Below are 26,273 nucleotides of genomic sequence, written 5' to 3'. Positions count from 1 at the left end.
CCGCCGAGGAGCCCGCCATGGTCGCCGACATCGCCTACCTGCAGCAGACGCAACAAGACATCGATCAACTGCAAGCCCTGCTCGAGCGCCAGCGCCAGGCCTACCGCAGCAACCCCATGCCCACCGCCGGGCAGCGCCAGCAATGGCTGAAGAGCCTGGCCGACCTGCTGGTCAACGAGCAGCAGGCGATCATCGACGCGGTCTCCCGCGACTTCAGCAACCGCTCGGCCGACGAAACCCTGCTCGCCGAAATCATGCCCGGCCTGCACGGCGTGCATTACGCCCGCAAGCGCGTGGCGCGCTGGATGAAACCGTCGCGCCGCAGCGTCGGCATGCAGTTCATGCCGGCTTCGGCCAAGGTGATCTCCCAGCCGCTCGGCGTGGTGGGCGTGATCGTGCCGTGGAACTACCCGATCTTCCTCGCCGTCGGCCCGCTGACTGCCGCGCTGGCCGCCGGCAACCGGGTGATGATCAAGATGAGCGAGTCCACCCCGGCCACCGCCCAGGTGTTCAAGGACCTGCTGGCGAAGATATTCCCCGAGGACCTGGTTGCCGTAGTCCAGGGTGAAGTCGATGTCGGCGTGGCCTTCTCCAAGCTGCCCTTCGACCACCTGCTGTTCACCGGCGCCACCAGCGTCGGCAAGCACGTGATGCGCGCCGCCGCGGAAAACCTCACCCCGGTCACCCTGGAGCTGGGCGGCAAGTCGCCGGCGCTGGTCTCCGACAGCGTGCCGATCAAGGACGCCGCCGAGCGCATCGCCTTCGGCAAGTCGCTCAACGCCGGCCAGACCTGCGTGGCGCCGGACTACGTGCTGGTGCCGCAGCAGCGCGTCGAGGAGTTCATCAGCGCCTACCGCGAAGTGGTGCAGGGCTTCTACCCCAGCGTGCAGAACAACCCGGACTACACGGCGATCATCAACGAGCGCCAGCTCTCGCGCCTGAAGGGCTACCTGAGCGATGCCGAAGCGCGCGGCGCCAAGATCGTCCCGGTGCTCCCCGAAGGCGATGGCCGCCGCCTGCCGCAGGCGCTGCTGCTGAACGTCGACGACGAGATGAAGGTGATGCAGGACGAGATCTTCGGCCCGCTGCTGCCGATCATCCCCTACAAGGGCCTGGACGAGGCGCTGGCCTACATCAACGAGCGTCCGCGCCCGCTGGCGCTGTACTACTTCGGCTACGACAAGCGCGAGCAGGAGCACGTGCTGGCGCACACCCACTCCGGTGGCGTGTGCCTGAACGACACCCTGCTGCACGTGGCCCAGGACGACATGCCGTTCGGCGGCGTCGGCCCCTCGGGCATGGGTCACTACCACGGCCACGAAGGTTTCCTGACCTTCTCCAAGGCCAAGGGCGTGTTCAGCAAGCCGCGCTTCAACGCCGCCAAGGTGATCTACCCACCCTACGGCAAGTCGCTGCAGAAGCTGGTCTACAAGCTGTTCATCCGCTGAGCCACAGCGCAAAACCAAGGTGAAACAACAAGAATGACAGACACCTCCCTGAGCGCGCCGGGACTCTCCCGGCGCGGCGTGCTCAAGATCGGCCTGCTCGGCGGGGCCTTCCTCGCCACGGCCGGCGTCACCGCCACCCTCAGCGGCTGCTCGGACAGCGCGCCGGCCGGCGGCATGAAGGCCCTGCGCGCTTCCGACCTGCCGTTCCTGCGCGCCCTGATCCCGGTGATGCTCACCGGCGCGGTGGCGGCCGAACACATGGCCGAGGCCGTGCAGGGCACTCTCGCCGGGCTCGACCACACCCTCGACCACCTGTCGCCGGAGATGCTCAAGCTCACCCGGCAGCTGTTCGACGTGCTCGCCCTGCCGGTCACCCGCGGCCCGCTCACCGGCGTCTGGGGCAGCTGGGAGAAGGCCAGCGCCGATGACTTGCGGCACTTCCTGCAGCGCTGGGAGAACAGCTCCCTCGGCCTGCTGAAGATGGGCCACGGCTCGCTGCTGCAGCTGGTGATGATGGCCTGGTACGGCCGCCCGGAATCCTGGGCGCATTGCGGTTACCCCGGCCCGCCGAAGATCTGATCGATCGCCCCGGCTACTACAACAAGAATTCCCGAGAGACCTACCGATGCCTGTACCCGATCTGTTCGCCGAAGGCCTGGCCCGCGGCTGGAAAGTCCATGACGGCTCGCGCCTGGAGCAGGACCTGACCCTGGAAGCCGACGTGGTCATCGTCGGCAGCGGCGCCGGCGGCGGCACCACCGCGGAAATCCTCAGCGCCGCCGGCTTCAAGGTGCTGATCGTCGAGGAAGGCCCGCTGAAGACCAGCTCCGACTTCAAACTGATGGAACCCGAGGCCTACTCCACCCTGTACCAGGAAGGCATCGGCCGGATGAGCAAGGATGGCGCCATCACCATCCTCCAGGGCCGCGCCGTGGGTGGCACCACCGTGGTCAACTGGACCTCCAGCTTCCGCACCCCCGACCCGACCCTGGAGCACTGGGCCAAGGAGCACGGCGTCAAGGGCCACAGCCCGGCCGAGATGGCGCCCTGGTTCGCCAAGATGGAAGAGCGCCTGGGCGTGGCACCCTGGATCATGCCGCCGAACTTCAACAACGACGTGATCCGCCGCGGCTGCGAGAAGCTCGGCTATCACTGGAAAGTCATCCCGCGCAACGTGCGCGGCTGCTGGAACCTCGGCTACTGCGGCCTGGGCTGCCCGACCAACGCCAAGCAATCGATGTTGGTGACCACCATCCCGGCGACCCTCGACAAGGGCGGCGAGCTGCTCTACCTCGCCCGCGCCAACCGCCTGCTGATCGACGGCGACAAGGTCAGCGGCCTGGAATGCGTGGCCATGGACGAGCGCTGCGTGGCGCCCACCGGCCGCAAGATCACCGTCAAGGCGCGCCACTATGTGTTGGCCGGCGGCGGCATCAACACCCCGGCGATCCTCATGCGCTCCAAGGCGCCGGACCCTAACGGCCGGGTCGGCAAGCGCACTTTCCTGCACGTGGTGAACTTCAGCGCCGCCCTGTTCGACGAAGTGGTCAACCCCTTCTACGGCGCGCCGCAGTCGATCTACTCCGACCACTTCCAGTGGAACGACGGCACCCGCGGGCACATGTCCTACAAGCTCGAAGTACCGCCGCTGCAGCCGGCGCTCGCGGCCACCCTGCTCGGCCGCTTCGGCATCGACAACGCCCTGCGCATGGAGCAACTGCCGCATACCAACATGATCCTCGCCCTGATGCGCGACGGCTTCCACCCGGACAGCGCCGAGGGCACGGTGAGCCTGCGCGGCGACGACACCCCGGTGCTCGACTACAGGATGACCGACTACACCTGGGACGGCATCCGCCGCGCCTTCCACACCATGGCCGAAGTCCAGTTCGCCGCCGGCGCCCGCGAAGTGCTGCCGCTGCACAACGACGCCGGCTATGCGAAGACCCTCGCCGAAGCGCGCACCATCATCGACGGCCTCAGCCTGGAGCTGTACCGCACCCGCCTGGGCAGCGCCCACGTGATGGGCGGCTGCGCCATGGGCGAGGACCCGAAGCAGGCGGTGTGCGACAGCCTCGGCCGTCACCACCAGCTGCAGAACCTGTCGATCCACGACGGCTCGCTGTTCCCCACCAGCATCGGGGCGAACCCGCAGCTTTCGGTCTATGGTTTGACCGCGCAACTGGCCAGCGGCCTCGTCCAGCGCCTGGGCAAGGCCTGAGCCCCACCCTTGGACGAAGGTCCGAGACGGCTGGCTCAATGGCTCTGCCCCGCGCCTTTGCGACCGATTGGTCGCATTCGCCGGGCCGGCACAGGTAGTGCGCGTCGAAACGCACTACCTGCTTTGCTTGGCCCTGCCGGCCCGCTGCGTTACCATCCAGCCCCGCCCACGCCCCCGCCTGACCCTTGAATCACCAGGACGCTGCGATGAATCGAGTGCTGTACCCGGGTACTTTCGACCCCATTACCAAAGGCCATGCCGACCTCGTCGAACGCGCCTCGCGACTGTTCGACCAGGTGATCATCGCCGTCGCCGCCAGTCCCAAGAAGAACCCGCTGTTCCCCCTGGAACAACGCGTCGAACTGGCCCGCCAGGTCACCTCGCACCTGCCCAACGTCGAAGTCGTCGGCTTCTCGACCCTGCTCGCGCACTTCGCCAAGGAGCAGAACGCGAACATCCTGCTGCGCGGCCTACGCGCAGTGTCGGACTTCGAGTACGAGTTCCAGCTGGCCAACATGAACCGCCAGCTCGCACCCGACCTGGAAAGCATGTTCCTCACCCCGTCGGAGAAGTACTCCTTCATCTCCTCGACGTTGGTGCGCGAGATTGCCGCGCTGGGTGGCGACATCACCAAGTTCGTGCACCCCGCGGTAGCCCAGGCCCTCGCCGAGCGCTTCAAGCGCTGAGACATCCGCCGCCAGGAATGGCGGCAATTGATCCGCCGGCGTGCACTGCGCACGCCAATGCGGCAAAATTGCAGCATTTCCCTTGCTGACAGCCATGCCTCCGGACATGGTCGGAGTTATTCGATGTCCCTGAAAATCACCGACGATTGCATCAACTGCGACGTCTGCGAACCCGAGTGCCCGAACGGCGCCATCTCCCAGGGCGAGGAGATCTATGTGATCGACCCGAACCTGTGCACCGAGTGCGTCGGCCACTACGACGAGCCGCAGTGCCAGCAGGTCTGCCCGGTCGACTGCATCCCCCTCGACGAGAGCCACGTCGAGAGCAAGGACGAGCTGATGCAGAAGTACCTCAAGCTCACCGGCAAGGCCTGATCCGCGCCCGTCGCGACAGGAGTTCCAGGGTTTACGACAACCGTCGCGCGGCGGGATTGTCTATCCTCCCATTTCGCTCCCGCGGTTTTTCCCGGACGCCAGTCCGGGGCTGCCTGACGATTCGTGAGATGCCATGTCCCTGTTGAACCGCAATCCGCATGTCCTTTCGCGCTTCTGCGCCCTGCTCCTCCTCGGCACCGCTGCCCTGCACGCCTCGGCGCAGCCGGTCGCCCAGGCCACCGTCGCCAGCGCCCATCCGGCGGCCACGGTCGCCGGCCTGGAAACCCTCGCTGGCGGCGGTAACGCCTTCGACGCCGCAGTCGCCATTGCCTCGGCCCTGGCCGTCGTCGAGCCTTACGGCTCCGGCCTGGGTGGCGGCGGCTTCTTCCTCCTGCGCCAGGCCGGCCCCAAGCCCACCTACCGCTTCATCGATGCCCGCGAGCGCGCGCCACTGGCCTCCAGCGCACAGATGTACATGCGCAACGGCAAGGTTCAGCCGGAGCTGTCGCTGAACGGCCCGCTGGCTGCCGCCATCCCCGGCTTGCCGGCAGCACTGGCGGAGATCACCAGCCGCTTCGGCCGCAAGCCGCTGGCCGACAACCTGGTGCCGGCGATCCGCCTGGCCACCGACGGCGTATCCATCGACCGCGTCTACATTGATCGTGCCGAAGGCCGCCTGGAAGCCATGCGCAAGGACCGCGAGACTTCCCGCGTCTTCCTGCAGCAGGGCAACCTGCCCGAGGAATGGGACCTGCTGCGCCAGCCGGACCTGGCGAAGACCCTGGAGCGCCTGGCGCGCTATGGCCGCAGCGGCTTCTACGAAGGCGAAACCGCCGACAGACTGGTGGAAGGCGTGCGCGCCGCCGGCGGTATCTGGAGCCTGGAAGACCTGCGCAGCTACCAGGTGGTCGAGCGCCAGCCGCTGCGCTATCCGCTGGCCGACGGCCGCGAACTCATCAGCGCGCCACCGCCCTCCGCCGGCGGCGTGGCCCTGGCGCAGAGCCTCGGCATGCTCGCCCAGCTGCCCTGGCAGAAGGCCGAGCCGACCCAGCGCGTGCACTATGTCGCCGAGGTCCTGCGCCGCGCCTATCACGACCGCAGCATGCTCGGCGACCCGGACCGCATCGCCAACCCGGTGCAACAACTGCTCGCCCCGGACTACCTGAAGCGCCTGGCCGCCGGCATCGACCCGAACCGCGCCACGCCCAGCGCCAGCCTGCCGCCCAAGCCGACCTGGCGCGAAGGCGACCACACCACGCACTTCGTAGTGATCGACGAACAGGGCAATGCGGTGGCCGCCACCCTCTCGGTGAACCTGCCGTTCGGCTCGGCCTTCACCCCACCCGGTACCGGCGTGGTGCTCAACGACGAGATGGACGACTTCGCCGCCGATATCGAAGGCAGCAACGCCTACGGCCTGGCCGGCAGTGCGGCGAATGCCATCGCCAGCGGCAAGCGCCCGCTGTCGAGCATGAGCCCGAGCTTCATCGAAAGCCCCAATGAGCTCGCCGCCTTCGGCACGCCCGGCGGCAGCCGCATCCCCAGCATGGTGCTGCTGGCCATGCTGCAGTACCTGGATGGCCGCGCGGTGCAGAACTGGGTGTCCGCGCCGCGCTATCACAACCAGTACCTGCCCGATGTGCTGGAGCACGAACCGCGCACCTTCACCGACGCGCAAAAGGCCGACCTCACCGCACGCGGCTACACGCTCAAGGATGTCGGGCGCAGCTACGGCAACCAGCAAGTGCTGCTGTGGAACAAGAAGAACGGCGACGTGGATGCCGCCAGCGACCCGCGCGGCATTGGCCTGGCCGCCGGGACCACGGTGCACTACTGAAGACGACAAAAGGCCCCCTGCGAATGCAGGGGGCCTCGGAAATTCGGGAGAGTGGCGCCGGCCGGGCGGTCGGCGCGCGCAGGGTCAGTCCTGCTTGTAGCCGCTTTCGGTGCAGCCCAGGCAGCGTACGAAGGTGGCTTTGCCCGGATCGATGACCAGGGCCTGGCCGGCTTCCTTGACGTTGCCGCCCAGGGCGGTGAACGGCAGGCTGACGATGAAGGCCGCGGTGCCGATCACGGTGGCGCCGAGCAGCAGCGGACGGGCGATGATCAGGTCGCCGAGCATGCTGTAGAACGGCGGCGTGTCCACGCTGTAGACGGGGTCACCGCTGGAGACGTTGCCCGCAGACATATCGGCGGCCTGCAGAGGCAGGGTCGACAGGCCGAGGGTCAGGGCCAGAACAGCGGCCAGGGCGCGAAACAGGTTCATGGCGTAAGTCCTTTTTATGCAGAGTTGGCAGGCAGACTGCCATTAACTATATCAGCGCCGCGCGGGTTGTCAGCGTGACGGCCTTCAACCGCCGAGGAATGCGTACTCAGGCTTTTTCGGAACGAAGGGCCGGTAGAACGCGAGCATGCGCTGCAGGTCGGCGGCTTCGTCGCCGGTCGGCCAGAAGGGTTCGCCGATGACGATACGTCGGTTGGCGTAATCCAGCGCCGCCAGCACCACCGGAACGCCGGCGCCGCGGGCGATATGGTAGAAGCCCATCTTCCAGCGCTCGACCTTCTTGCGCGTACCTTCCGGCGAGATGATCAAGATCAGCTCGCGACTGTCGTGGAACGCCTGCACGGCCTGCTCGACGGTGTTCTGCTTGAGGTGCCGCTGGATCGGGATGCCGCCCCAGCGCCGCAGCAGGTTGCCGAACGGCCGGCGGAACAGGGTGTGCTTGGCGAACCAGCGGGCATTCAGGCGCAGCACGAACTTCACCGCGAGGAAGGCCATGAAGTCCCAGTTGGACGTGTGGTGCGCGCCAATCACGACGAACTTGTCGAGCGCTGGCAGAGCGCCCTCGATACGCCAACCGGCGACTTTCAGCATGTTGCGGCCGAGCCACTCGGCAAAGGGATTGCGAGGCAGGTAGTTGCCGGACATCGATGAACCTTCTTGTAGTTATGGGGGGCGCAAACGGATGACCCCGCGGCCCCAGAAATAACGGAAAACGCGCCGCTCAGCGTTGGCAGCGCGGACAGTAGACGCTGGCGCGCTGGCCCAGGCGCACTTCGCGCAGGGTGCTGCCGCAGACCTTGCAGAACTCCCCGCCTCGGCCGTAGACGAACAGCTCCTGCTGGAAGTAACCGGGCTGGCCGTCGCCACCGATGAAGTCGCGCAGGGTGGTGCCGCCGCGCTCGATGGCGATCGCCAGGATGCGCTTGATCTCTTCGGCGAGCTTCAAGTAGCGCGCCCGAGAAATGGTCCCGGCTTCGCGGCGCGGGTCGATGCCGGCGGCGAACAGCGCCTCTGTGGCGTAGATATTGCCCACACCGACCACCACCGCGTTGTCCATGATGAACGGCTTGACCGCCATGCTCCGCCCGCGCGAGAGCTGGTACAGGCGCTCGCCTTCGAAGTCGTCGGTCAGCGGCTCCGGCCCGAGGTTGCGCAGCAGCTCGTGCTCCAGCGGATTCTGGCTCCAGAGCATGGCGCCGAAGCGCCGCGGGTCGGTGTAGCGCAGTGCCAGGCCCGATTCCAGCTCGATATCGACGTGCTCGTGCTTGGCCGGCGCCAGCCCGCACTCCACCAGGCGCAGGTTGCCGGACATGCCCAGGTGGCTGATCAGCGTGCCCGCCTCGGCCTGCAGCAACAGGTACTTGGCGCGCCGCTCGACCTTGAGGATGCGCTGCCCGGACAGGCGCACGTCGAGGTCTTCCGGAATCGGCCAGCGCAGGCGCCGGTCGCGGACGATCACGCGGGTGACGCGCTGGCCTTCCAGGTAGGGCGCGATGCCCCGGCGGGTGGTTTCGACTTCGGGTAATTCAGGCATGGGAAGTCAGGGCGCCGATGTCCGGTCTGCAGGTGATAAGGGATGTGTGATCAGTCCAGCGCGCGCGCCAGCTGGATCAGTTCATCGCGCCAGGCAGCGGTCTTCGGCAGGGCCAGGAAGGAGCCGTTGAGGTAATCCTCGCGCGCTTCGTAGGTAAATGCCTCGCCCTTGAGATCGAGCACCTCGCCGCCAGCGCCTTCCAGCACGCCCTGGGCCGCCGCGGTGTCCCACTGCGAGGTCGGCGCCAGGCGCGGATAGCAGTCCGCCGCACCCTCGGCGAGCAGGCAGAACTTCAGCGAGCTGCCGATATTGGCCAGCGACAGGTCGCCGAAACGCTCGCCCAGGCCGGCCAGCAGACGCTCCTGCGCCGGACTGGAGTGGCGCTTGCTGGCAACGACGGTGAAGGCTTCCTCGGGATTCTCGCGCACGCCAATCGCCTCGGGCTCGCCATCACGCTCGACGCGCCACGCGCCCAGCCCGGCGCCGCCGTAGTAGCAACGGCCGTTGGCCGGAATGCCGACCACGCCGAAGACCACCCGGCCGTTCTCGATGAGGGCGACGTTGACGGTGAACTCTTCACTGCCGGCGATGAATTCCTTGGTGCCGTCCAGCGGATCGACCAGCCACCAGCGCTGCCACTGGCCGCGCTCGGCCAGGGCGATGCCGCAGTCCTCTTCGGACAGCACCGGAATCTCCGGCGCCAGCGCGCGCAGGCCGGCGGCCAGCATCTGGTGCGCGGCCAGGTCGGCGGCAGTCACCGGCGAGGCGTCGGCCTTGCTCTCGACCGCCAGGTCGCTGCGCCAGAACGGCAGGATGGCGTCGCCGGCGCGGCGCACCAGTTCGATCACCGTGGGCAGGAAAGCGTGGCTCATGCCTGGAATTCTCCTCGTTCGATCAACAGGTCGCGCACCAGGTAGAGCGCGGCCAGGGCCCGTCCTTCGCTGAACTGGGCGTTCTTCGCCAGGCTCGACAGTTCGCGCAGGCTGATGCGGTCGACCCGCAGCGGCTCCGGCTCGTCGCCCGGCAGGCTTTCTTCATAGAGGTCGCGCGCCAGCACCACCTGGATGCGTTGGCTCATGTAGCCCGGCGACAGCGACAGCTCGGTGATGTACTCGAGGCGATGGGCGCCGTAGCCCGCTTCCTCCTTGAGTTCGCGGTTGGCCGCGGCCAGCACGTCCTCGCCCGGCTCCACCAGGCCCTTGGGCAGCGACAGCTGGTACTCGTCGACGCCAGCGCAGTATTCCTCCACCAGCACTGCGTTCTCGCCATCCAGCAGCGCCACTACCATCACCGCGCCATAACCCTGGCCTTTGCCCACCAGCCGCTCGTAGGTGCGCTCGACGCCATTGGCGAAACGAAGCTCCAGTTCTTCGACGGCGAACAGGCGGCTCTTGGCGACGATTTCGCGAGCGAGCACCGTGGGTTTCTGACGCATGGGACGACTCCTGGGCGGGACCGGGTCGGCTATGATACCCGCCTTTTCCTACTCTCCGTGTCGAAGCTGGCGCTATTGCCGCACCAGGCGACGCACTGCCACAGAGCCGCCCATGCCGAGTCTGAACTGGTCCGCGATCGACACCGTCCTGCTCGACATGGACGGCACCCTGCTCGACCTGCATTTCGACAACCATTTCTGGCTGGAACACCTGCCGCAGCGCTACGCGGAACACCATGGCGTCACTCGCGCGCAGGCCGATGCCGAGCTGCTGCCGCTGTTCCGCGACCATGCCGGCCAACTGAACTGGTACTGCCTGGATTTCTGGAGCCGCGAACTGAAACTGTCGATCCGCGACCTCAAGCGCGAGGTCGCGCACCTGATTGCCCTGCGCCCGGACGCCGACACCTTCCTCGCCGCCCTGCGCAACGCCGGCAAGCGCGTGGTGCTGATCACCAACGCGCACCGCGATTCACTGTCGCTGAAGATGGAGCGGATCGAGCTGGCGCCCTATTTCGAACGCCTGATCAGCTCCCACGACTACGGTTTCCCCAAGGAAGACCCGCAGTTCTGGCAGGCGCTGCACGCCGACCTCGGCTTCGACCCGGCGCGCGCCCTGTTCATCGACGACAGCCTGCCGATCCTGCGCAGCGCCCGCGCCTTTGGCATCGGCCATCTGCTCGCGGTGCGCGAGCCGGACAGCCGCCAGGGGCCCAAGGACACCGCCGAGTTCGCCGCGGTGGAGGACTACCGCGCACTGCTGGATGGATTGCACCCGTAGATTCAGCTTGAACCACCCCTCCCGCCGGGAAACCCCCATGGACATCAAGCAACTGAAATTCCTCTGCGCGCTCGACGAGACCCGCCACTTCGGCCAGGCCGCCGCGCGCTGCCACGTCACCCAGCCGACGCTGTCCATGCGCCTGCGCTCGCTGGAAGAGGAGCTGGGCCTGGAGCTGGTGCGCCGCGGGCAGCGTTTCGAGGGCTTCACCGAGGCCGGCGAGCGCGTGCTGGCCTGGGCGCGCAGCCTGCTTGCCGCCCATGACGGCCTGTATGCCGAGGCCGCAGCCTGCCGCGGCCAGTTGGTCGGCACCCTGCGCCTGGGCGTGGTGCCGCTGGCCGGCTTCGACCCCATGCAACTGATCGGCCTGTTCGCCGAGCGCCATCCGGAGCTGCGCTTCCAGCTGTTCGCCCTGAGCTCGGAGCAGATCCTCGAAGGCCTCGGCCGCAATCAGCTGGACCTCGGCCTGTCCTACCTCGAGCGCCTGGACAGCACGCACTTCGACAGCCTGGTGCTCGCCGACACGCGCATGGGCCTGCTGTACGACCAACGGCATTTCGCCATCGACGGCCACAGCCTGGGCTGGAAGGCCCTGGCCGAGCTGCCGCTGGGGCTGATGTCGAGCGGCATGCACTTCCGCCAGTCCATCGACCACGGTTTCCGCAGCCACGGACTGACGCCTCGCATCCGCCTGGAAACCGATGCCGTGCACCAGCTGCTGCAAGCCGTGGAGCGCGGCCTGTGCTGCGCCGTGATGCCCCTGGGCAGCGGCCTGGAAGGCCGCGACAGCCACCTGCGCCTGGTGCCGATCGAGGATGCGCGGACCCTGGCGCCGCTCGGGTTGATCCTGCGCCACTCCGAACCACGCTCGGCGCTGGCCGACGCCTGCTTCGAAGAGGCCCGGCGCCTGCTCGAATCCGACGAGCAGTGATAGAGCGCGTCTATCACAGTATCGGCACTACCGATTAGACGCCCTGCGTAGAGCGGCCTAGGCTGGCTCCACTACTAGAAAACAGGGCCCCGCCCATGCCTTGCCCGCCCCCCCGCCCGGCGTCACCCGACGACGGCCCCCCCGCCGTTGCCGACGGCGGCTACAGCTACGCCGAACTGTCCGATGCGAGCAGCCTTGGCAGCGCCGTGCTGGCCGAAGAGGCCGCCCTGGCGATTGCCTACAACGGCCTCAGCCAGGCGGTGATGATGGTCTCCCCGGCCGACCTCGAGGACTTCGTCCACGGCTTCAGCCTGAGCAGCGGACTGGTGGACTCCATCGACGACATCTATGACGTCCGCCTGAACCGCCTCGGCGACGCCATCAGCGCCGAAGTGCAGATCGCCAACCGCGCCTTCTGGGCCCTCAAGCGCCAGCGCCGGCAACTGGCCGGCACCAGCGGCTGCGGCCTGTGCGGGGTGGAAGCCCTGGAGCAGGCGCTGCCCACGCTGCGCGTCCTCGAGCCCGCCGCCCTGCCGCCGGCAGCGCACCTGCAGAACCTGCGCCAGCGCATCGACCAGGCACAGGACCTGGCCCGGCGCAGCGGCGCCCTGCACGCGGCGCTCTATGTCGATGGCTCTGGCGAGATTCGCCTGTGCCGCGAGGATATCGGCCGGCACAACGCCCTCGACAAGCTGATCGGCGCGATCAAGCGGCAACACCTCGACGGCCGCGACGGTTTCGTGGTCGTCACCAGCCGCTGCAGCCTGGAGCTTATCCACAAGGCCGTGCGCGCCGGCATCGCCACCCTGGTCAGCCTTTCCGCGCCCAGCGCGCTGACCGTGAACTGGGCGCGCAAGCACAACCTGAACCTGATCCACCTTCCCCACCACAGCGCACCGCGGGTCTACAGCCCCGCGCCGGACGCCCACGGACGACCCGACCGCCCATGAGCCTGCAACCGATCAACCCCCGTTACCAACCCTACAAGGGCGCCGCCGCCGGCTGGGGCGCGCTCATCTCCGTCACGCGCTTCTGGCTGGACAGCAAGCAGCCGTTCAAGAACCTGCGCGCCCTGCTCAAGACCAACCAGAACGGCGGCTTCGACTGCCCCGGTTGCGCCTGGGGCGACTCGCCCGAGGACGGCCGCGTCAAGTTCTGCGAGAACGGCGCCAAGGCGGTCAACTGGGAAGCCACCAAGCGCCGCGTCGACGCGGCCTTCTTCGCCCGCCACAGCGTCAGCGCCCTGCGCCAGCAAAGCGACTACTGGCTGGAGTACCAGGGCCGGCTGACCGAGCCGATGCGCTACGACCGCGCCCAGGACCGCTACGTGCCGGTGAGCTGGGACGACGCCTTCGCCCTCATCGGTCAGCACCTGCGCGCCCTGGAAAGCCCCGACCAGGCCGAGTTCTACACCTCCGGCCGGGCCAGCAACGAGGCGGCCTATCTCTACCAGCTGTTCGTCCGCGCCTACGGCACCAACAACTTCCCGGACTGCTCGAACATGTGCCACGAGGCCAGCGGCGTGGCCCTCGGGCGCAGCGTCGGGGTCGGCAAGGGCAGCGTGACCTTCGCCGACTTCGAACACGCCGACGCCATCTTCGTCTTCGGCCAGAACCCCGGCACCAACCATCCGCGCATGCTCGAACCGCTGCGCGAAGCGGTGCAGCGCGGCGCCCAGGTGGTGGCCTTCAACCCGCTGAAGGAGCGCGGCCTGGAGCGCTTCCAGCATCCGCAGCACGCCCTGGAGATGCTCTCCAACGGTTCGCGGCCGCTGAACACCGCGTTCTTCCGCCCGGCGTTGGGCGGCGACATGGCCGCCGTGCGCGGCATGGCCAAGTTCCTCCTGCAGTGGGAGCGCGAAGCCCAGGCCAAGGGCGAGCCGGCGGTGTTCGACCATGCCTTCATCGCTGAACACACCGACGGCGTCGACGCCTACCTGGCGGAAGTGGACGCCACCCCCTGGGAGCACATCGTCGAGCAGTCCGGCCTTAGCCTGGCCGAGATCGAAACAGCAGCCACCATGTACCGCCGCGCCGAGCGGGTCATCGCCTGCTGGGCCATGGGCCTCACCCAGCACCGCCACTCGGTGCCGACCATCCAGGAAGTGGTCAACCTGCAACTGCTGCGCGGCAACGTCGGCCGCCCCGGCGCCGGCCTCTGCCCGGTGCGCGGCCACAGCAACGTGCAGGGCGACCGCACCATGGGCATCAACGACCGGCCGCCGGTGGCGCTGCTCGATGCCCTGGAGAAACGCTTCGACTTCCGCGTGCCACGGCACAACGGGCACAACACCGTGGAAGCCATCAACGCGATGCTCGAAGGCCGCTCCAAGGTCTTCATCGGGCTGGGCGGCAACTTCGCCCAGGCCACCCCGGACAGCCCGCGCACCCACCAGGCGCTGGAGAGCTGCGCGCTGACCGTGCACATCAGCACCAAGCTCAACCGCAGCCACCTGACCTGCGGCACCGACGCGCTGATCCTGCCGTGCCTGGGCCGCACCGACATCGACCGCCAGGCCGGCGGCCCGCAGGCGGTCACGGTGGAAGACTCGTTCAGCATGATCCACGCCTCCTACGGCCAGCTGGAGCCGCTGTCGAAGCAGATGCGCTCGGAGCCGGCGATCGTCGCCGGCATCGCCAAGGCCACCCTGGGCGACCATCCGGTGGACTGGGACGCGCTGATCGCCAACTACGACCGTATCCGCGACCTGATCGCCGACACCATTCCCGGTTTCGCCGACTTCAATCGCCGCGTGGCCAACCCGGGCGGCTTCCACCTCGGCAACTCGGCTGGCGAACGGCGCTGGACTACCGCCACCGGCAAGGCCAATTTCGCCGCCAGCGTGCTGCCCGCCGACCTGCTGCCCGAACAGGTGCGCCAGACCGGCGAGAAGCCCGACCTGATCCTGCAGACGCTGCGCTCCCACGACCAGTACAACACCACCGTCTACGGCCTGGACGACCGCTATCGAGGCGTGCGCGGGCAGCGCGAGGTGGTCTTCGCCAATGAGGCGGACATCCGCCGCCTGGGCTTCGAGCCGGGGCAGAAGATCGACATGGTTTCGTTGTGGAGCGACGGCGTGGAGCGCCGGGTGAGCAACTTCACCCTGCTGGCGTTCGACGTCCCCGAGGGGCAGGCCGCCGCCTACTACCCGGAAACCAACCCACTGGTGCCGCTGGAAAGCCATGGCGAGGGCAGCTTCACGCCGACCTCGAAGTTCGTCGCGGTGCGCCTGGAAGCCGCGCGCGAGGACGCCAGCCGGATTCTCTGAGGGTCGTTGGGCGCAGCCGCGAAGTCCGCGGCGCCACCTTGTAGGAGCGAGCTTGCTCGCGAACCCAATCAACCGGATGACGACAGCACAACCCGCTCTGCCGATCAGTCCCCTCTCCCGCTTTCGGGGGAGGGTTAGGGAGGGGGAACGGAGTCAGGCCCAACGCCGGCGCATCGTCGAAGTCCGCAACCCTCTCCCCAGCCCTCTCCCTGAAGGGAGAGGGGGCAGTTCGGCGTGCGCGTAAAGTCCGGCGCCTCCCTGCAGGAACGCGCATGCGCATCCCGCACAACCCGGAAAACCGTTGCGAAGCTATGTAAGAAACATCTGAAGGGATAAAACGGGCAGGAACCGGGATCTGCGTGAGAAGCCATCATTTCAATGGCAAATTGTGAGTAAATCACGCGACATTCAAGACCTCGGAACAACACTCAGACAGGCTGAATTAGAAAAAGTTCTGACCTCAAATCAAATACTTGCATTTTTTGATGCAAGTCGCGTCATTCGTCGGCTGACGCTTGTAAGGCGTTTCTGACAACCCCAGCATCGCCGCCAACATCCACACAGTAGAGAACCTCTCTATGAAGTACTCCTCGATGCTCATGCTGTCTCTTGCGCTGGTCGGTGGTACCGCCTTCGCGGACGGCGACACCCGTGCAGGCGTCGGTGGCGCGCTGGGCGGGGTACTGGGCTCCGTCGTCGGCCAGGCCATGGGTGGTAGCACCGGTGCTGCCATCGGTGCTGGTGTCGGCGGCGCAGCCGGTGGCGCCGTTGGCGCCCATCGCGGCAACAAGACTGAAGCTGCCATCGGCGGCGGCCTGGGCGCGGCGGGCGGCCAGGTGATCGGCAACAAGGTCGGCGGCTCCACCGGCGGCCTGATCGGCTCGGCCCTGGGCGGCGGCGCCGGCGGTGCGCTGGGCAACCACTACGCCGACAGCAACCGCGATGACGACGACGATTACGATGGCCGTCGCGGCTACCGTCACGCGCGCTACTACGACGACGATCGCCACTGGCACGACCGTGGCCGTCACCGCGGCTGGTACAAGCACCACCACCGCCATCATCGCGACTGGGATTGATCCAGCTCAGGCAGGATTAATTCTCCAGCACCGAACAGCCGGGCACCCTTGCCCGGCTGTTTCATGTCCGGAACAATCGTTCTACCTCCCCTCCTAGCAAGGTTTGAACATGCGCAAGACTCTCTCGGTACTGACTCTCAGCCTGCTGGCCAGCGTTGCAATGGCCGATGACAACACCAACGCCGCAGTCGGCGGCGGCCTGGGCGGCGCCCTCGGCAACGTGGTTGGCGGAGCCCTGGGCGGCAGCACCGGCGCGGCCATCGGCGCCGGCGTCGGCGGTGCGGCCGGCGGCGCCATGAGCGCGAAGGACGGCAAGAAGACCGAGGCAGCCATCGGTGGCGGCCTGGGCGCGGCCGGCGGCTCGGTGATCGGCAACAAGGTCGGCGGCTCCACCGGCGCGGCCATCGGTGCCGGCCTGGGCGGTGCGGCAGGCGGCGCGCTGGGCAACTCGATGGCCGATGACAACGATCACGACCATTCGGGCGGCCACAAGCACAAACACAAGCACAAGAACAAACATCGCGACTGATCCCTCAGGCGCCATGTGAAGAAGCCCGCCAATCGGGGGGCTTCTTCGTTTCAGCACGGGATCGTCAGGCTTCTTCGGGCAGCTGGAAGGCATCGGGCTTGATGGAAATCATGCCCTCGCGGCGCTCGAACCACTTGTTCAGGCCCTCGATCTGCGCCGGCTTCAGGTACAGGTGGGTGCGCAGGTAATGACGCAGGCCACGGATGAAGCCACTGTCTTCCTCGCCAAGGAAACGCTCGATCCAGAAGTGACAGGCATACAGCGCCTGCAGGTTGGCGTAGCCATACTCCGGCCGTTCGCGCTCGACCTTGGCCATCAGGTTCTGCAGATAGGTCTGGTCGTTCTCCGACAGCCCGCGCGCCCGATAACGCTCGTAGACCTCCTGCAGCCTGCCGAAGCACATGCCCTTGTAAGCGGCGAGCTTCTCGGCGCGCAGCAGCAGGTAGCTGATCGCGCGTTGGCGCTGCGCTTCCTCGTCGGATACGCGCGGCGCACGCCGTTCGGCCGGCGCCTTGCGCTTCGTCCCCGGCGTGGGTGCGGCCTTGCCGCTGTCGGGCTCGAAGCTGGCGAGGGTGAGATCAGGGACTTTCTCGCCGGCGTTGCGCGCGTGCTTCTTCGCGCACACCGGGCCGGCGAAAACCTCCTTGCCCGCGTCGTCGACCAGCACCCGGCCGATCCCGGTGGTCAGGCGGTTCGGGCAGAAGGCGCACGCCTGGTCATCGGTGAAGTCGATGCGCAGCAGGCGGTAGGACGGCTGCGCCTCCATCAGGGCTGCTCGATCAGCAACGCCTGCATGGCTTCGCGCAGCGGCGGCGGAATCGCGACCGGGCGATTGCTCGCGCGCTCGACGAAGACATGCACGAAGCGCCCGGCGGCGCAGGCCAGCTCTTCGCCGGCGCGGAACACCGCCAGCTCGTACTGCACCGAACTGTTGCCCAGCTTGCCGACCCGCAGTCCCACCTCGATGCGCTCGGGGAAGGCCACCGGGGCGAAGTAGTCGCAGCTGGAACTGACCACGAAGCCGACCACCTCGCCATCGTGGATATCCAGCCCGCCGCTCTCGATCAGGTAGGTGTTCACCGCGGTGTCGAAGAAGCCGTAGTAGGTCACGTTGTTCACGTGGCCATAGACGTCGTTGTCGTGCCAGCGCGTGGTGATCGGCTGGAAGTGCCGGTAATCGCTGCGGCTGGGATGTTCCTGGCTCATCGGCTTCCTCAGTAGGCGGCGCGGTAGATGGCGAGGGCGTCGGCCTCGCTCACTTCGCGCGGGTTGTTGACCAGCAGGCGCTGCTGGAGCATGGCGTCGCGCGCCAGCGTCGGCAAGCGTTCCTCCGGCACCCCGGCATCACGCAGCCGCGACGGCAGGCCGCTGCGCGGGCTCAGCTCGGCCAGCTCGGCGATGAACTGCTCGGTGAGGTCGCCACCTGCTTGCAGGCGCGAGCCCAGCAGCAGCGGCGCCAGCTCGGCGTAAAGCGGCGCCGCCGACGCCGCGTTGAAGCGGATCACCTCCGGTAGCACCAGCGCATTGCTCAGGCCGTGGGGGATATGGAAGTGCCCGCCCAGCGGATAGGCCAGCGCATGCACGGCTGCCACCGGCGCGTTGGCGAACGCCTGCCCGGCCAGGCAGGCGCCCAGCAGCATGGCCTGGCGCGCCTCGCGGTTGGCGCCGTTGCGCACCACTTCGTCGAGATTGCCGGCGAGCAGGCGCAGCGCCTCGCGAGCCAGCAGGTCGGACAGCGGGTTCTTCTTCAGCTTGCTGGTGTAAGCCTCGATGGCGTGGACCATGGCGTCGATGCCAGTGGCGGCGGTTACCGACGGCGGCAGGCCGAGGGTCAGGTCGGCGTCGAGCACTGCCAGGTCGGGCAGCAAGTAGGGGCTGACCACTCCGGTCTTGGTAGTTTCGCCGGTGGTAACGATGGCGATGGGGGTGACCTCCGAACCGGTGCCGGCGGTGGTCGGCACCTGGATCAGCGGCAGCCGTGGGCCACGCGCATTGCCCACGCCGAACACCTCGCCGAGGCCCTGGATCGCCTGCGGATGGGCCAGCAGCGCGACCAGCTTGGCGACGTCCATGGAGCTGCCGCCGCCGAAGCCGACGACCAGTTGCGCTCCCATCGAACGCGCTTGCGCCACCGCTTGCAGGACCACGCTTTCAGGCGGATCGGCAAGCACCTGGTCGAAGACTTCGATGGCCACGCCGGCACTGGCGAAGCCCGGCAGCACGCCGTCGAGCATTCCCAGGCGGGTGATGCCCGGATCGCTGACCAGCAACACGCGACTGGCGCCGCGCTCGCGACAGAGTTCGCCCAGGCGGACGGCGGAACCACTTTCGCAGAGGATCTGCGCGGTGGTGGCGAAGCTGAAAGGCTGCATGACGGTCCCCGATCTTGTCGTTGTACTGCGGAAAATCCGTAGGCCGCAGCGCTGCGGCCAGCCGGGGGAGCATAGCAATGTGCTGCACCATGACGAAACCCTGTACCGCCAGGCGAAACGATTATTCACTGAGGGAATGAAATGCCTGCTCGAAAGCACAGGTCATCGGCGCGCGCTTACGAAGACCAGGCCAGCGCACAATCGGCCGCAGAAACGAAAAGGCCGGCATTGCGCCGGCCTTGTCACACAGGGAGCAGGTCAGACGGCGACCGCCGCCTTGATGTGCGGGTGGGACTCGTAGCCGATCAGCTCGAAGTCCTCGAAGCGGAAGTCGAACAGGTCCTTCACTTGCGGGTTGAGCTTCATGGTCGGCAGCGGCAGCGGCTGGCGGGTCAGTTGCAGGTCGGTCTGCTCGATGTGGTTGGCGTACAGGTGGCAGTCGCCGCCGGTCCAGATGAATTCGCCCGGCTGCAGGCCGGCCACTTGCGCGACCATCAGGGTCAGCAGCGCATAGCTGGCGATGTTGAAGGGCACGCCGAGGAAGATGTCGGCCGAACGCTGGTACAGCTGGCAGCTGAGCTTGCCGTCGGCGACGTAGAACTGGAACAGCGCGTGGCACGGCGGCAGGGCCATCTCGTCGATCAGCGCCGGGTTCCAGGCGGAGACGATCAGCCGGCGCGAGTCCGGGTTGTTCTTCAGCATCGTCATCAGGTTGGCGATCTGGTCGATGTGGCGGCCGTCCGGCGCCGGCCAGGAGCGCCACTGGTAGCCATAGACCGGGCCGAGGTCACCGTTCTCGTCAGCCCACTCGTCCCAGATCGAGACGCCGTTTTCCTTCAGGTAGGCGATGTTGGTCGAGCCTTTGAGGAACCACAGCAGCTCGTGAATGATCGATTTGAGGTGGCACTTCTTGGTGGTCACCAGGGGGAAGCCTTCGCTCAGGTCGAAGCGCATCTGGTGGCCGAACACGCTGTAGGTGCCGGTGCCGGTACGGTCGCTCTTGAAGGTGCCGTGTTCGCGCACGTGGCGCATGAGGTCGAGGTACTGTTTCATCGAAAGCCTGGTCGGTAGGGTCTGCGGCACCGCTTGGAAGGGGCCGGCGGCGGGTGGACCCGCCCTGCAGAATCTGGACAAACGGCAATACTAAGGGTCGCGGCCCGGCATCGCCAGCCCGGCCGACGGAGCGGACGGCAGCCTCCTTCGATGACCGACTGAAACCTTTCGGTTTCCGCTCTTGCAGTAATACTCCGAAGATATCCTCCGAAATCAGCCACAAAAAACTCAGAACCAAGCGGCAGCATTCATATAGAAACAAAGCCGCGCCTGATCACCGTTCGCCTGTTGAAAGAGAGGTCTGCATGTTCGACGAGAACCCGACGGCGCCCATGCCCGCGTTCCCGCTCTCGCGCCGCCGCCTGCTGGCGGTCGCCTGCACAGCCGCCGCCGCGGGCAGCCTGCTGCTCGGTCCGGCGGCCCCGGCCTGGGCCGCGTTGACGCCCCTGCATGACGCCGAACTGGCCGCCTTCATGAACATCTCGCGGCACCTGACCGGTCGCGCCAACCTCGACCCGCGCATCGGCCAGCGCCTGTTCGACGCCCTCTCCCAGCGCGACGCCGCGCTCAAGCAAAGCCTCGACGAACTGCAGGCGCACCTGGGCGTCTCCCCGCAGGGCTGGAGCGAGCGCCAGCAATGGCTGGCCCGGCAGATCCTCGGCGGCTGGTACCTGGGCGTGATCGGCGAGGATGACGACGCCACCCTGGTTACTTACGAGAACGCCCTGATGTTCAAGGCCGTGGACGATGTCCTGGTGCCGCGCAGCTATTGCGCAAACAAGCCCGGCTACTGGGCCGCGCAGCCCGTCGAGCGGGAGATCTGAGCATGGCCGACACGCAACGCGCCGATTATGTGGTGGTCGGTTCCGGCGTCGCCGGCGCCCTGGTCGCGCACCAGCTCGCCCTGGCCGGCAAGGACGTGCTGATCCTCGAGGCCGGCCCGCGCCTGTCGCGCTGGGAGATCGTCGAGCGCTTCCGCAACCAGCCGGACAAATCCGACAACCAGGCGCCCTACCCGTCCACAGCCCACGCGCCGCACCCCGAATACCACCCCGACAACCACTACCTGATCCAGAAGGGCGAGCATCCGTACGACGTGCAGTACATCCGCGCGGTCGGCGGTACCACCTGGCACTGGGCGGCTTCCGCCTGGCGCTTCCTGCCCAACGACCTGAAGCTGAATACGCTCTACGGCGTCGGCCGCGACTGGCCCATCGAGTACAGCGAGCTCGAACCCTGGTATCAGCGCGCCGAAGAGGAACTGGGTGTCTGGGGCCCCGGCGACGAGGAGCTCGGCTCGCCGCGCAGCCAGCCCTACCCGATGCCGCCGCTGCCGCTGTCGTGGAACGAGCAGCGCATCAAGACCCTGCTCAACGCCAACGGCTACCGCGTGGTCACCGAGCCGGTGGCGCGCAACAGCCGCCCCTACGACAACCGGCCGACCTGCTGCGGCAACAACAACTGCATGCCGATCTGCCCGATCGGCGCCATGTACAACGGCATCGTCCACGTCGACAAGGCCGAGGCAGCCGGCGCCCGGCTGATCGAGAACGCCGTGGTGTTCAATCTGGAGAAGGGCGACGACGGCAAGATAGTCGCGGCGCTGTACAAGGACCCGCAAGGCAACGAGACGCGCGTCGAGGGCGACACCTTCATCCTCGCCGCCAACGGCATCGAGACGCCCAAGCTGATGCTCATGTCCGAGGTCGGCAACAGCTCGGACATGGTCGGCCGCAACCTCATGGACCACCCCGGCACCGCCGTGCAGTTCTATGCCAGCGAGAAGCTCTGGCCGGGCCGCGGGCCGCAGGAGATGACCTCGATGGTCGGCTTCCGCGACGGCGCCTTCCGCAGCGAATACGCCTCGAAGAAGATCCACCTGTCCAACCTCTCGCGTACCGACGAGGTGGCCGCCGAACTGATCCGCAAGGGCCCGCTGCTGCTCGGCCGTGAACTGGACGCGCAGATCCGCGACCGCGCGGCGCGCTTCGTCCGCTTCGACAGCTTCCACGAAATCCTCCCGCACCCGGAAAACCGCATCGTGCCCAGCGCCAGCGAGCGCGACGCCCTGGGTATTCCCAAGCCGGAATTCACCTACGCGATGGACGATTACGTGCGCAAAAGCGCGGTGCACACCCGCGAGGTCTATACCCATGCGGCCAAGCTGCTCGGCGGCAGCGAGGTGAAATTCATCGACGATTTCGCCAACAACAACCACATCACCGGCACCACCCTGATGGGCGACGACCCGAAGGACTCGGTGGTGGACAAGGACTGCCGCAGCCACGACCACCCCAACCTGTTCGTCGCCAGCAGCGCGGTGATGCCCACCGTCGGCTCGGTGAACTGCACCCTGACCATCGCCGCGCTCGCCCTGCGCCTCGCCGAACACTTGAAGCAGGAGGCCAGCGCATGAAGCGATACGCCTTCCTCGCCCTGCTCGCCGCGCCCTTGTTCGCCCATGCTGCCAGTGCCTCGGACACCGCGCCGGCCGAGCTGCTCAAGCGCGGCGAGTACCTGGCCCGCGCCGGCGACTGCGCCGCCTGCCACACCGCGCCGGACGGCAAGCCCCCCGCGGGGGGCCTGCCGCTGGCCACGCCGCTGGGCAACGTCTATTCGAGCAACATCACCCCCGACCCGAAGACCGGTATCGGCAGCTACAGCTACGAAGACTTCGCCCGCGCCCTGCGCGAAGGCGTGGCCAAGGGCGGCATGCACCTCTACCCGGCGATGCCCTACACCGCCTACGCGCGAATCACCGACGACGACATGAAGGCGCTGTACGCCTACTTCCTCGAAGGCGGCGTGCAGGCGGTGGCCGAGCCCAATCGCGACAGCGAGATCGCCTGGCCGCTGGACATGCGCTGGCCGCTGGCGATCTGGAATGCACTGTTCCACGAGGACCACGTCTACCGGCCGAACACCGGCCAGAGCGACACCTGGAACCGCGGCGCCTACCTGGTCCAGGGCCTGGCGCACTGCGGCACCTGCCACACGCCGCGCGGCCTGGCCTTCCAGGAAAAGGCGCTGGACGAGAAGGGCCGCGACTTCCTCGCCGGCGCGACCCTGGGCGGCTGGTACGCCTTCAACATCACCCCCGACACCCACAGCGGCATTGGCGGCTGGAGCGACGCCGAACTGGTGCAGTACCTCAAGACCGGCCGCGTACCGGGCAAAGCCCAGGCCGCCGGCCCCATGGCCGAGGCGGTGCAGCACAGCTTCCAGTACCTGAGCGATGCCGACCTGCACGCCATGGCCACCTACCTGCGCAGCGTCAAGGCGGTCAACGACGACGAACGCAAGCCACGCTTCGCCTGGGGCGAGCCCGCCGCCGCGGTGGTCGAGCTGCGCGGCCAGGCGTTCGACCCGCAGACCCACGACGACGGCGCCCGGCTGTTCCTTGGCAACTGCGCCAGCTGCCATACCTGGAGCGGCGGCGGCACGCCCGACGGCTACTACCCGATGCTCAGCCACAACAGCACGGTCGGTGCCCTGCAGCCGGACAACCTGGTGCAGGTGGTGCTGGGCGGCGTGCAGCGCAAGGTCGGCGATGACGACGTGTTCATGCCCGGCTTCGCCGGCAGCCTCGACGATGAGCAGATCGCGACACTGGTGAACTACGTCACGCGGCAGTTCGGCAATCCCGCGGTCAAGGTCGACAGTGCGCGCGTAGCGGCGATCCGCCAGCCCTGAGGGATGCTGGGGCGGCGCCCGCCGCCCCACCCATTGAGCGGGTTTGACAACCCCCTGGCAGTCACTGAAGCTTCCGCCACCCTGATTCAAGCCTGCCAGAACAACGGATGTGTGCATGCCGAAGTCCGACAAGAACAAAGCCAGCCGTTCCACCGCAAAACCTTCGCCAGCACCTTCCAACCCACTGGCGCGGCGCCTGATCGCCGCCGCCATCGGCGTGCTGCTGATCGCCAGCGCGGGCCTCTGGTGGAAGATGGAGCACAGTGAACCGCAGCGCCTTTCGCCCGCCACCGCGCCGGCCGTGAAACCCGCTGCGCCCACTCCCGTTCCCACGGTTGCCGCCACACCGCCTGCCAGCTTCGTCGACGAGCAACAGTGCCAGGGCTGCCACCAGGCGCAGGTCAAGGACTGGCAGGGTTCTCATCACCAGAAGGCGATGCAGACCGCCAGCGAGTCCAACGTCCTCGGTGACTTCGCCGACGTGAAGTTCAAGGGCGAGACCGAGACCACCCGCTTCTTCCGCAAGGGCGAGGAATACTGGGTCAACACCCCCGGCAACGACGGCAAGCCGGCCGACTTCAAGGTCGCCTACACCTTCGGCGTCGCCCCGCTGCAGCAGTACCTGCTGGAATACCCCGGCGGCCGCCTGCAGGCCCTCGGCGTCGCCTGGGATACGCAGAAGCACCGCTGGTTCCAGCTCAACCCCGGCGAGCGCATCGACTTCAAGGACGAGCTGCACTGGACGCGTCCGGCGCAGAACGCCAACTTCATGTGCATCGAGTGCCACACCACCGACTTCAAGCGCAATTTCGACGCGCAGAAGGACAGCTTCGCCAGCCACTGGCAGAGCCTCGGCGTCGGCTGCCAGGCCTGCCACGGCCCGGCGTCGAAGCACCTGGAGTGGGCGACCAAGCCCGACAAGAGCGCGTCCAAGGGCTTCGACAAACCGCTTACCGCCAGCACCGCCGCCAGCGACCTGGTGGAAACCTGCGCGCGCTGCCACGCCCGCCGCGCGCCGCTGGGCGACGGCTTCCAGCACAATCGCCGGTTCATGGACGACTACCTGCCGAGCCTGCTGACCCGCGAGCTCTACCAGATCGACGGGAAGATCAAGGACGAGGTCTTCGAATGGGGCTCCTTCACCCAGAGCAAGATGTTCGCCAAGGGCGTGAAGTGCACCGACTGCCACAACCCGCACAGCGGCGAGGTGAAGATCGCCGGCAATGGCGTCTGCCTGCAGTGCCACAACGTCGCCGGCAAGCCAGTGCGCGAAGGCATCGATGGTGCCGGGCTGCAGGCGAAGAACTACGACTCGCCCGAACACCACCACCACAAGCCCGGCACCCCGGGCGCGCAGTGCACTTCCTGCCACATGCCGGGCAAGTACTACATGGTCAACCACTACCGGCATGACCACAGCTTCAGCATCCCCAACCCCGAGCACGCGCAGAAGATCGGCGCTCCCGACGCCTGCCTGGGCTGCCACCGCGACAGCGCCTCGGCGAAGATCGCCCAGCAGTTCGAGCTCTGGTACGGCAGCGCGGCGACGAAGAAACCGGCGCCTTCCAGCAACCCCGCGCCGCGCTATGACGACGGCCTCTGGCGCGCCCGCGAGGGCCAGCCCGGCGCCGCTCGCGGCCTGCACCTGTTGCTGGCGACACCGGACCTGCCGGCGATCCGCCGCGCCACCCTGCTCGCCGAACTGCCGGCCTATCCCAGCGCGCGTTCGGCGGCCCTGGCCAGCCAGGCACTGGGCAATGCCGACCCGCTGGTGCGCAACGCAGCCATCGAAGCGCTGGCCGCCCTGTCGCCGCCGCAGAACCTGCCGATCATGCTGACCCCGCTGCTGGACGACCCGGTGCGCGCGGTACGCCTGACCGCCGTCTGGCAGTTGCTGCAACTTCCGCCTGAGCTGCGCGCGAACCTGGGCGCTGCGTTCGACAAGGGTGTGAAGGAATACGAGGAAGCCCAGCTGAGCCTGGCCGAGCGCGCCGAGTCCAACCTCAACCGCGCCATGCTCTATCAGCTGCTGGGCCGCGACACCGACGTGGAGCCGGCGCTGCGCGCGGCGATCAAGCGTGATCCGAACTTCCTGCCGGCGACCGTCAGCCTCTACCAGTGGCTGGACGCCGCGCAGCGCAAGGACGAAGCCCGCCAGCTGCTCGATGCGGCGCTCAAGCAGCACCCGCGCTCGGGCCTGCTGCACCACGCCCTCGGCCTCTCGCTGGTGCGCCAGGGGCAGCGCGACGCAGCGCTCAAGGAGCTGCGCGAAGCGGCGCGACTGAGCCCGGACGACGCACAGTTCGGCTACATCCTGGCCATCGGCCTGCACGACAGTGGCCAGGCCGACGCCGCCTGCCACGAGCTGGAGCAACTGCTGCAGCGCAATCCGCAGAACCGCTCTGCGCGCCTCGCGCTGATCGGCTACCTGCGCGAAATGGGCCAGCTGGAGAAGGTGCAGATGCAGCTCGCCGAGCTGGAGCAGCAGAACCCGGACGACCCGGCGCTGAAGGGCGAGTGAGTCGGCCCACGGGCCGTCGGCGCGATCCGCCGAACGGCCCGGAACTCGCCGGCCGCCGAA

Annotated in this window: 25 protein-coding genes; 16 read left to right on the top strand and 9 right to left on the bottom strand. The window is 67.6% G+C overall.

The genetic code is table 11. The annotated features are described in order from the left end of the window. Positions 1–17: 17 nt before the first annotated feature. The 6 genes from PKB_RS01900 (at position 18) to ggt (ending at position 6,567) form a co-directional block, all read left to right on the top strand. Positions 18–1,448, top strand: coding sequence for a coniferyl aldehyde dehydrogenase (locus PKB_RS01900; RefSeq protein ID WP_043248563.1), 1,431 nt, complete (start codon positions 18–20; stop codon positions 1,446–1,448). A gap of 33 nt (positions 1,449–1,481) precedes the next feature. Beyond that, a complete protein-coding gene (locus PKB_RS01895) occupies positions 1,482–2,027 on the top strand; it encodes a hypothetical protein (protein ID WP_043248560.1) in 546 nt (181 codons plus the stop codon). A gap of 46 nt (positions 2,028–2,073) precedes the next feature. Continuing rightward, a complete protein-coding gene (locus PKB_RS01890; RefSeq protein WP_043248558.1) occupies positions 2,074–3,669 on the top strand; it encodes a GMC family oxidoreductase in 1,596 nt (531 codons plus the stop codon). 206 nt (positions 3,670–3,875) lie between these two features. Continuing rightward, a complete protein-coding gene (coaD, locus tag PKB_RS01885) occupies positions 3,876–4,355 on the top strand; it encodes a pantetheine-phosphate adenylyltransferase (protein WP_043248557.1) in 480 nt (159 codons plus the stop codon). Positions 4,356–4,478: 123 nt separating this feature from the next. Further along, on the top strand, positions 4,479–4,730 hold the full coding sequence (locus PKB_RS01880; protein ID WP_043248555.1) for a YfhL family 4Fe-4S dicluster ferredoxin: 252 nt from the start codon (positions 4,479–4,481) through the stop codon (positions 4,728–4,730). Positions 4,731–4,863: 133 nt separating this feature from the next. After that, positions 4,864–6,567: a gamma-glutamyltransferase gene (gene ggt / locus PKB_RS01875; protein ID WP_043248553.1), complete on the top strand. Its 1,704-nt coding sequence runs from the start codon at positions 4,864–4,866 to the stop codon at positions 6,565–6,567. Between the two features lie 84 nt (positions 6,568–6,651). Here the strand turns inward: ggt and PKB_RS01870 are convergent, their stop codons facing one another. The 5 genes from PKB_RS01870 to nudE all read right to left on the bottom strand — a co-directional run bounded on the left by PKB_RS01870 (position 6,652) and on the right by nudE (position 9,983). After that, the gene (locus PKB_RS01870; protein ID WP_043248551.1) at positions 6,652–6,996 is read right to left on the bottom strand and encodes a hypothetical protein; all 345 of its coding nucleotides are present in this window, start codon (positions 6,994–6,996) and stop codon (positions 6,652–6,654) included. An 84-nt stretch (positions 6,997–7,080) separates the two neighbouring features. Next, complete coding sequence (locus PKB_RS01865; protein WP_043248549.1) at positions 7,081–7,659, bottom strand: lysophospholipid acyltransferase family protein; 579 nt, start codon at positions 7,657–7,659, stop codon at positions 7,081–7,083. 76 nt (positions 7,660–7,735) lie between these two features. Then, positions 7,736–8,548 carry a bifunctional DNA-formamidopyrimidine glycosylase/DNA-(apurinic or apyrimidinic site) lyase gene (gene mutM, locus PKB_RS01860; protein WP_043248547.1) on the bottom strand — a complete coding sequence of 271 codons (813 nt, stop codon included), beginning with the start codon at positions 8,546–8,548 and terminating at the stop codon, positions 7,736–7,738. Between the two features lie 50 nt (positions 8,549–8,598). Then, positions 8,599–9,420, bottom strand: coding sequence for a 3'(2'),5'-bisphosphate nucleotidase CysQ (cysQ, locus tag PKB_RS01855; protein ID WP_043248545.1), 822 nt, complete (start codon positions 9,418–9,420; stop codon positions 8,599–8,601). Then, the gene (gene nudE, locus PKB_RS01850; protein ID WP_043248543.1) at positions 9,417–9,983 is read right to left on the bottom strand and encodes an ADP compounds hydrolase NudE; all 567 of its coding nucleotides are present in this window, start codon (positions 9,981–9,983) and stop codon (positions 9,417–9,419) included. The genes cysQ and nudE overlap by 4 nt, the downstream gene beginning before the upstream one ends. A gap of 112 nt (positions 9,984–10,095) precedes the next feature. Here nudE and yrfG point away from each other — a divergent pair, with 112 nt between their 5' ends. The 6 genes from yrfG to PKB_RS01820 all read left to right on the top strand — a co-directional run bounded on the left by yrfG (position 10,096) and on the right by PKB_RS01820 (position 16,574). Beyond that, entirely contained in the window at positions 10,096–10,764 is a 669-nt protein-coding gene (yrfG, locus tag PKB_RS01845; RefSeq protein WP_043248542.1) for a GMP/IMP nucleotidase, read from the top strand. A 37-nt stretch (positions 10,765–10,801) separates the two neighbouring features. After that, the gene (locus PKB_RS01840) at positions 10,802–11,695 is read left to right on the top strand and encodes a LysR family transcriptional regulator (RefSeq protein ID WP_043248540.1); all 894 of its coding nucleotides are present in this window, start codon (positions 10,802–10,804) and stop codon (positions 11,693–11,695) included. A gap of 95 nt (positions 11,696–11,790) precedes the next feature. After that, on the top strand, positions 11,791–12,645 hold the full coding sequence (gene fdhD / locus PKB_RS01835) for a formate dehydrogenase accessory sulfurtransferase FdhD (RefSeq protein ID WP_043248539.1): 855 nt from the start codon (positions 11,791–11,793) through the stop codon (positions 12,643–12,645). Beyond that, positions 12,642–14,966 carry an FdhF/YdeP family oxidoreductase gene (locus PKB_RS01830; protein ID WP_043248536.1) on the top strand — a complete coding sequence of 775 codons (2,325 nt, stop codon included), beginning with the start codon at positions 12,642–12,644 and terminating at the stop codon, positions 14,964–14,966. Before fdhD ends, PKB_RS01830 begins: the two co-directional genes overlap by 4 nt. Before the next feature lie 578 nt (positions 14,967–15,544). Then, on the top strand, positions 15,545–16,045 hold the full coding sequence (locus tag PKB_RS01825; protein WP_043248534.1) for a surface antigen: 501 nt from the start codon (positions 15,545–15,547) through the stop codon (positions 16,043–16,045). A gap of 109 nt (positions 16,046–16,154) precedes the next feature. Beyond that, complete coding sequence (locus tag PKB_RS01820) at positions 16,155–16,574, top strand: glycine zipper domain-containing protein (RefSeq protein WP_043248532.1); 420 nt, start codon at positions 16,155–16,157, stop codon at positions 16,572–16,574. Between the two features lie 64 nt (positions 16,575–16,638). Here PKB_RS01820 and PKB_RS01815 read toward each other — a convergent pair whose 3' ends face one another. The 4 genes from PKB_RS01815 to PKB_RS01800 form a co-directional block, all read right to left on the bottom strand. After that, entirely contained in the window at positions 16,639–17,340 is a 702-nt protein-coding gene (locus tag PKB_RS01815; protein ID WP_043248530.1) for a hypothetical protein, read from the bottom strand. Continuing rightward, complete coding sequence (locus PKB_RS01810; protein WP_043248528.1) at positions 17,340–17,780, bottom strand: acyl-CoA thioesterase; 441 nt, start codon at positions 17,778–17,780, stop codon at positions 17,340–17,342. Before PKB_RS01810 ends, PKB_RS01815 begins: the two co-directional genes overlap by 1 nt. Before the next feature lie 8 nt (positions 17,781–17,788). Further along, positions 17,789–18,946 carry an iron-containing alcohol dehydrogenase gene (locus PKB_RS01805; protein WP_043248526.1) on the bottom strand — a complete coding sequence of 386 codons (1,158 nt, stop codon included), beginning with the start codon at positions 18,944–18,946 and terminating at the stop codon, positions 17,789–17,791. Between the two features lie 258 nt (positions 18,947–19,204). Continuing rightward, entirely contained in the window at positions 19,205–19,999 is a 795-nt protein-coding gene (locus PKB_RS01800) for a thymidylate synthase (protein WP_043248524.1), read from the bottom strand. A 305-nt stretch (positions 20,000–20,304) separates the two neighbouring features. Between PKB_RS01800 and PKB_RS01795 the strand changes: the two genes are divergently transcribed. The 4 genes from PKB_RS01795 (at position 20,305) to PKB_RS01780 (ending at position 26,213) form a co-directional block, all read left to right on the top strand. Next, positions 20,305–20,823, top strand: a complete 519-nt coding sequence (locus tag PKB_RS01795) for a sugar dehydrogenase complex small subunit (RefSeq protein ID WP_043248523.1) — start codon at positions 20,305–20,307, stop codon at positions 20,821–20,823. Between the two features lie 2 nt (positions 20,824–20,825). Further along, positions 20,826–22,415, top strand: coding sequence for a GMC family oxidoreductase (locus PKB_RS01790; protein ID WP_043248521.1), 1,590 nt, complete (start codon positions 20,826–20,828; stop codon positions 22,413–22,415). Beyond that, positions 22,412–23,692 carry a cytochrome c gene (locus PKB_RS01785; protein WP_043248520.1) on the top strand — a complete coding sequence of 427 codons (1,281 nt, stop codon included), beginning with the start codon at positions 22,412–22,414 and terminating at the stop codon, positions 23,690–23,692. Before PKB_RS01790 ends, PKB_RS01785 begins: the two co-directional genes overlap by 4 nt. Positions 23,693–23,807: 115 nt before the next feature. Continuing rightward, positions 23,808–26,213 carry a tetratricopeptide repeat protein gene (locus tag PKB_RS01780; protein WP_043248518.1) on the top strand — a complete coding sequence of 802 codons (2,406 nt, stop codon included), beginning with the start codon at positions 23,808–23,810 and terminating at the stop codon, positions 26,211–26,213. Positions 26,214–26,273 lie beyond the last annotated feature (60 nt).

The organism is Pseudomonas knackmussii B13, assembly GCF_000689415.1.
Taxonomy (GTDB): domain Bacteria; phylum Pseudomonadota; class Gammaproteobacteria; order Pseudomonadales; family Pseudomonadaceae; genus Pseudomonas; species Pseudomonas knackmussii.
The sequence above is the reverse complement of the archived record's forward strand: the minus strand, read 5'-3'. Positions and strand labels throughout refer to the sequence as shown.

Bases quoted from the DNA above. Each gene is read 5' to 3' on its own strand.
- PKB_RS01900 (WP_043248563.1), top strand. From the start codon at position 18: ATGGTCGCCGACATCGCCTACCTGCAGCAGACGCAACAAGACATCGAT.
- PKB_RS01895 (WP_043248560.1), top strand. From the start codon at position 1,482: ATGACAGACACCTCCCTGAGCGCGCCGGGACTCTCCCGGCGCGGCGTG.
- PKB_RS01890 (WP_043248558.1), top strand. From the start codon at position 2,074: ATGCCTGTACCCGATCTGTTCGCCGAAGGCCTGGCCCGCGGCTGGAAA.
- coaD (WP_043248557.1), top strand. From the start codon at position 3,876: ATGAATCGAGTGCTGTACCCGGGTACTTTCGACCCCATTACCAAAGGC.
- PKB_RS01880 (WP_043248555.1), top strand. From the start codon at position 4,479: ATGTCCCTGAAAATCACCGACGATTGCATCAACTGCGACGTCTGCGAA.
- ggt (WP_043248553.1), top strand. From the start codon at position 4,864: ATGTCCCTGTTGAACCGCAATCCGCATGTCCTTTCGCGCTTCTGCGCC.
- PKB_RS01870 (WP_043248551.1), bottom strand. From the start codon at position 6,996: ATGAACCTGTTTCGCGCCCTGGCCGCTGTTCTGGCCCTGACCCTCGGC.
- PKB_RS01865 (WP_043248549.1), bottom strand. From the start codon at position 7,659: ATGTCCGGCAACTACCTGCCTCGCAATCCCTTTGCCGAGTGGCTCGGC.
- mutM (WP_043248547.1), bottom strand. From the start codon at position 8,548: ATGCCTGAATTACCCGAAGTCGAAACCACCCGCCGGGGCATCGCGCCC.
- cysQ (WP_043248545.1), bottom strand. From the start codon at position 9,420: ATGAGCCACGCTTTCCTGCCCACGGTGATCGAACTGGTGCGCCGCGCC.
- nudE (WP_043248543.1), bottom strand. From the start codon at position 9,983: ATGCGTCAGAAACCCACGGTGCTCGCTCGCGAAATCGTCGCCAAGAGC.
- yrfG (WP_043248542.1), top strand. From the start codon at position 10,096: ATGCCGAGTCTGAACTGGTCCGCGATCGACACCGTCCTGCTCGACATG.
- PKB_RS01840 (WP_043248540.1), top strand. From the start codon at position 10,802: ATGGACATCAAGCAACTGAAATTCCTCTGCGCGCTCGACGAGACCCGC.
- fdhD (WP_043248539.1), top strand. From the start codon at position 11,791: ATGCCTTGCCCGCCCCCCCGCCCGGCGTCACCCGACGACGGCCCCCCC.
- PKB_RS01830 (WP_043248536.1), top strand. From the start codon at position 12,642: ATGAGCCTGCAACCGATCAACCCCCGTTACCAACCCTACAAGGGCGCC.
- PKB_RS01825 (WP_043248534.1), top strand. From the start codon at position 15,545: ATGAAGTACTCCTCGATGCTCATGCTGTCTCTTGCGCTGGTCGGTGGT.
- PKB_RS01820 (WP_043248532.1), top strand. From the start codon at position 16,155: ATGCGCAAGACTCTCTCGGTACTGACTCTCAGCCTGCTGGCCAGCGTT.
- PKB_RS01815 (WP_043248530.1), bottom strand. From the start codon at position 17,340: ATGGAGGCGCAGCCGTCCTACCGCCTGCTGCGCATCGACTTCACCGAT.
- PKB_RS01810 (WP_043248528.1), bottom strand. From the start codon at position 17,780: ATGAGCCAGGAACATCCCAGCCGCAGCGATTACCGGCACTTCCAGCCG.
- PKB_RS01805 (WP_043248526.1), bottom strand. From the start codon at position 18,946: ATGCAGCCTTTCAGCTTCGCCACCACCGCGCAGATCCTCTGCGAAAGT.
- PKB_RS01800 (WP_043248524.1), bottom strand. From the start codon at position 19,999: ATGAAACAGTACCTCGACCTCATGCGCCACGTGCGCGAACACGGCACC.
- PKB_RS01795 (WP_043248523.1), top strand. From the start codon at position 20,305: ATGTTCGACGAGAACCCGACGGCGCCCATGCCCGCGTTCCCGCTCTCG.
- PKB_RS01790 (WP_043248521.1), top strand. From the start codon at position 20,826: ATGGCCGACACGCAACGCGCCGATTATGTGGTGGTCGGTTCCGGCGTC.
- PKB_RS01785 (WP_043248520.1), top strand. From the start codon at position 22,412: ATGAAGCGATACGCCTTCCTCGCCCTGCTCGCCGCGCCCTTGTTCGCC.
- PKB_RS01780 (WP_043248518.1), top strand. From the start codon at position 23,808: ATGCCGAAGTCCGACAAGAACAAAGCCAGCCGTTCCACCGCAAAACCT.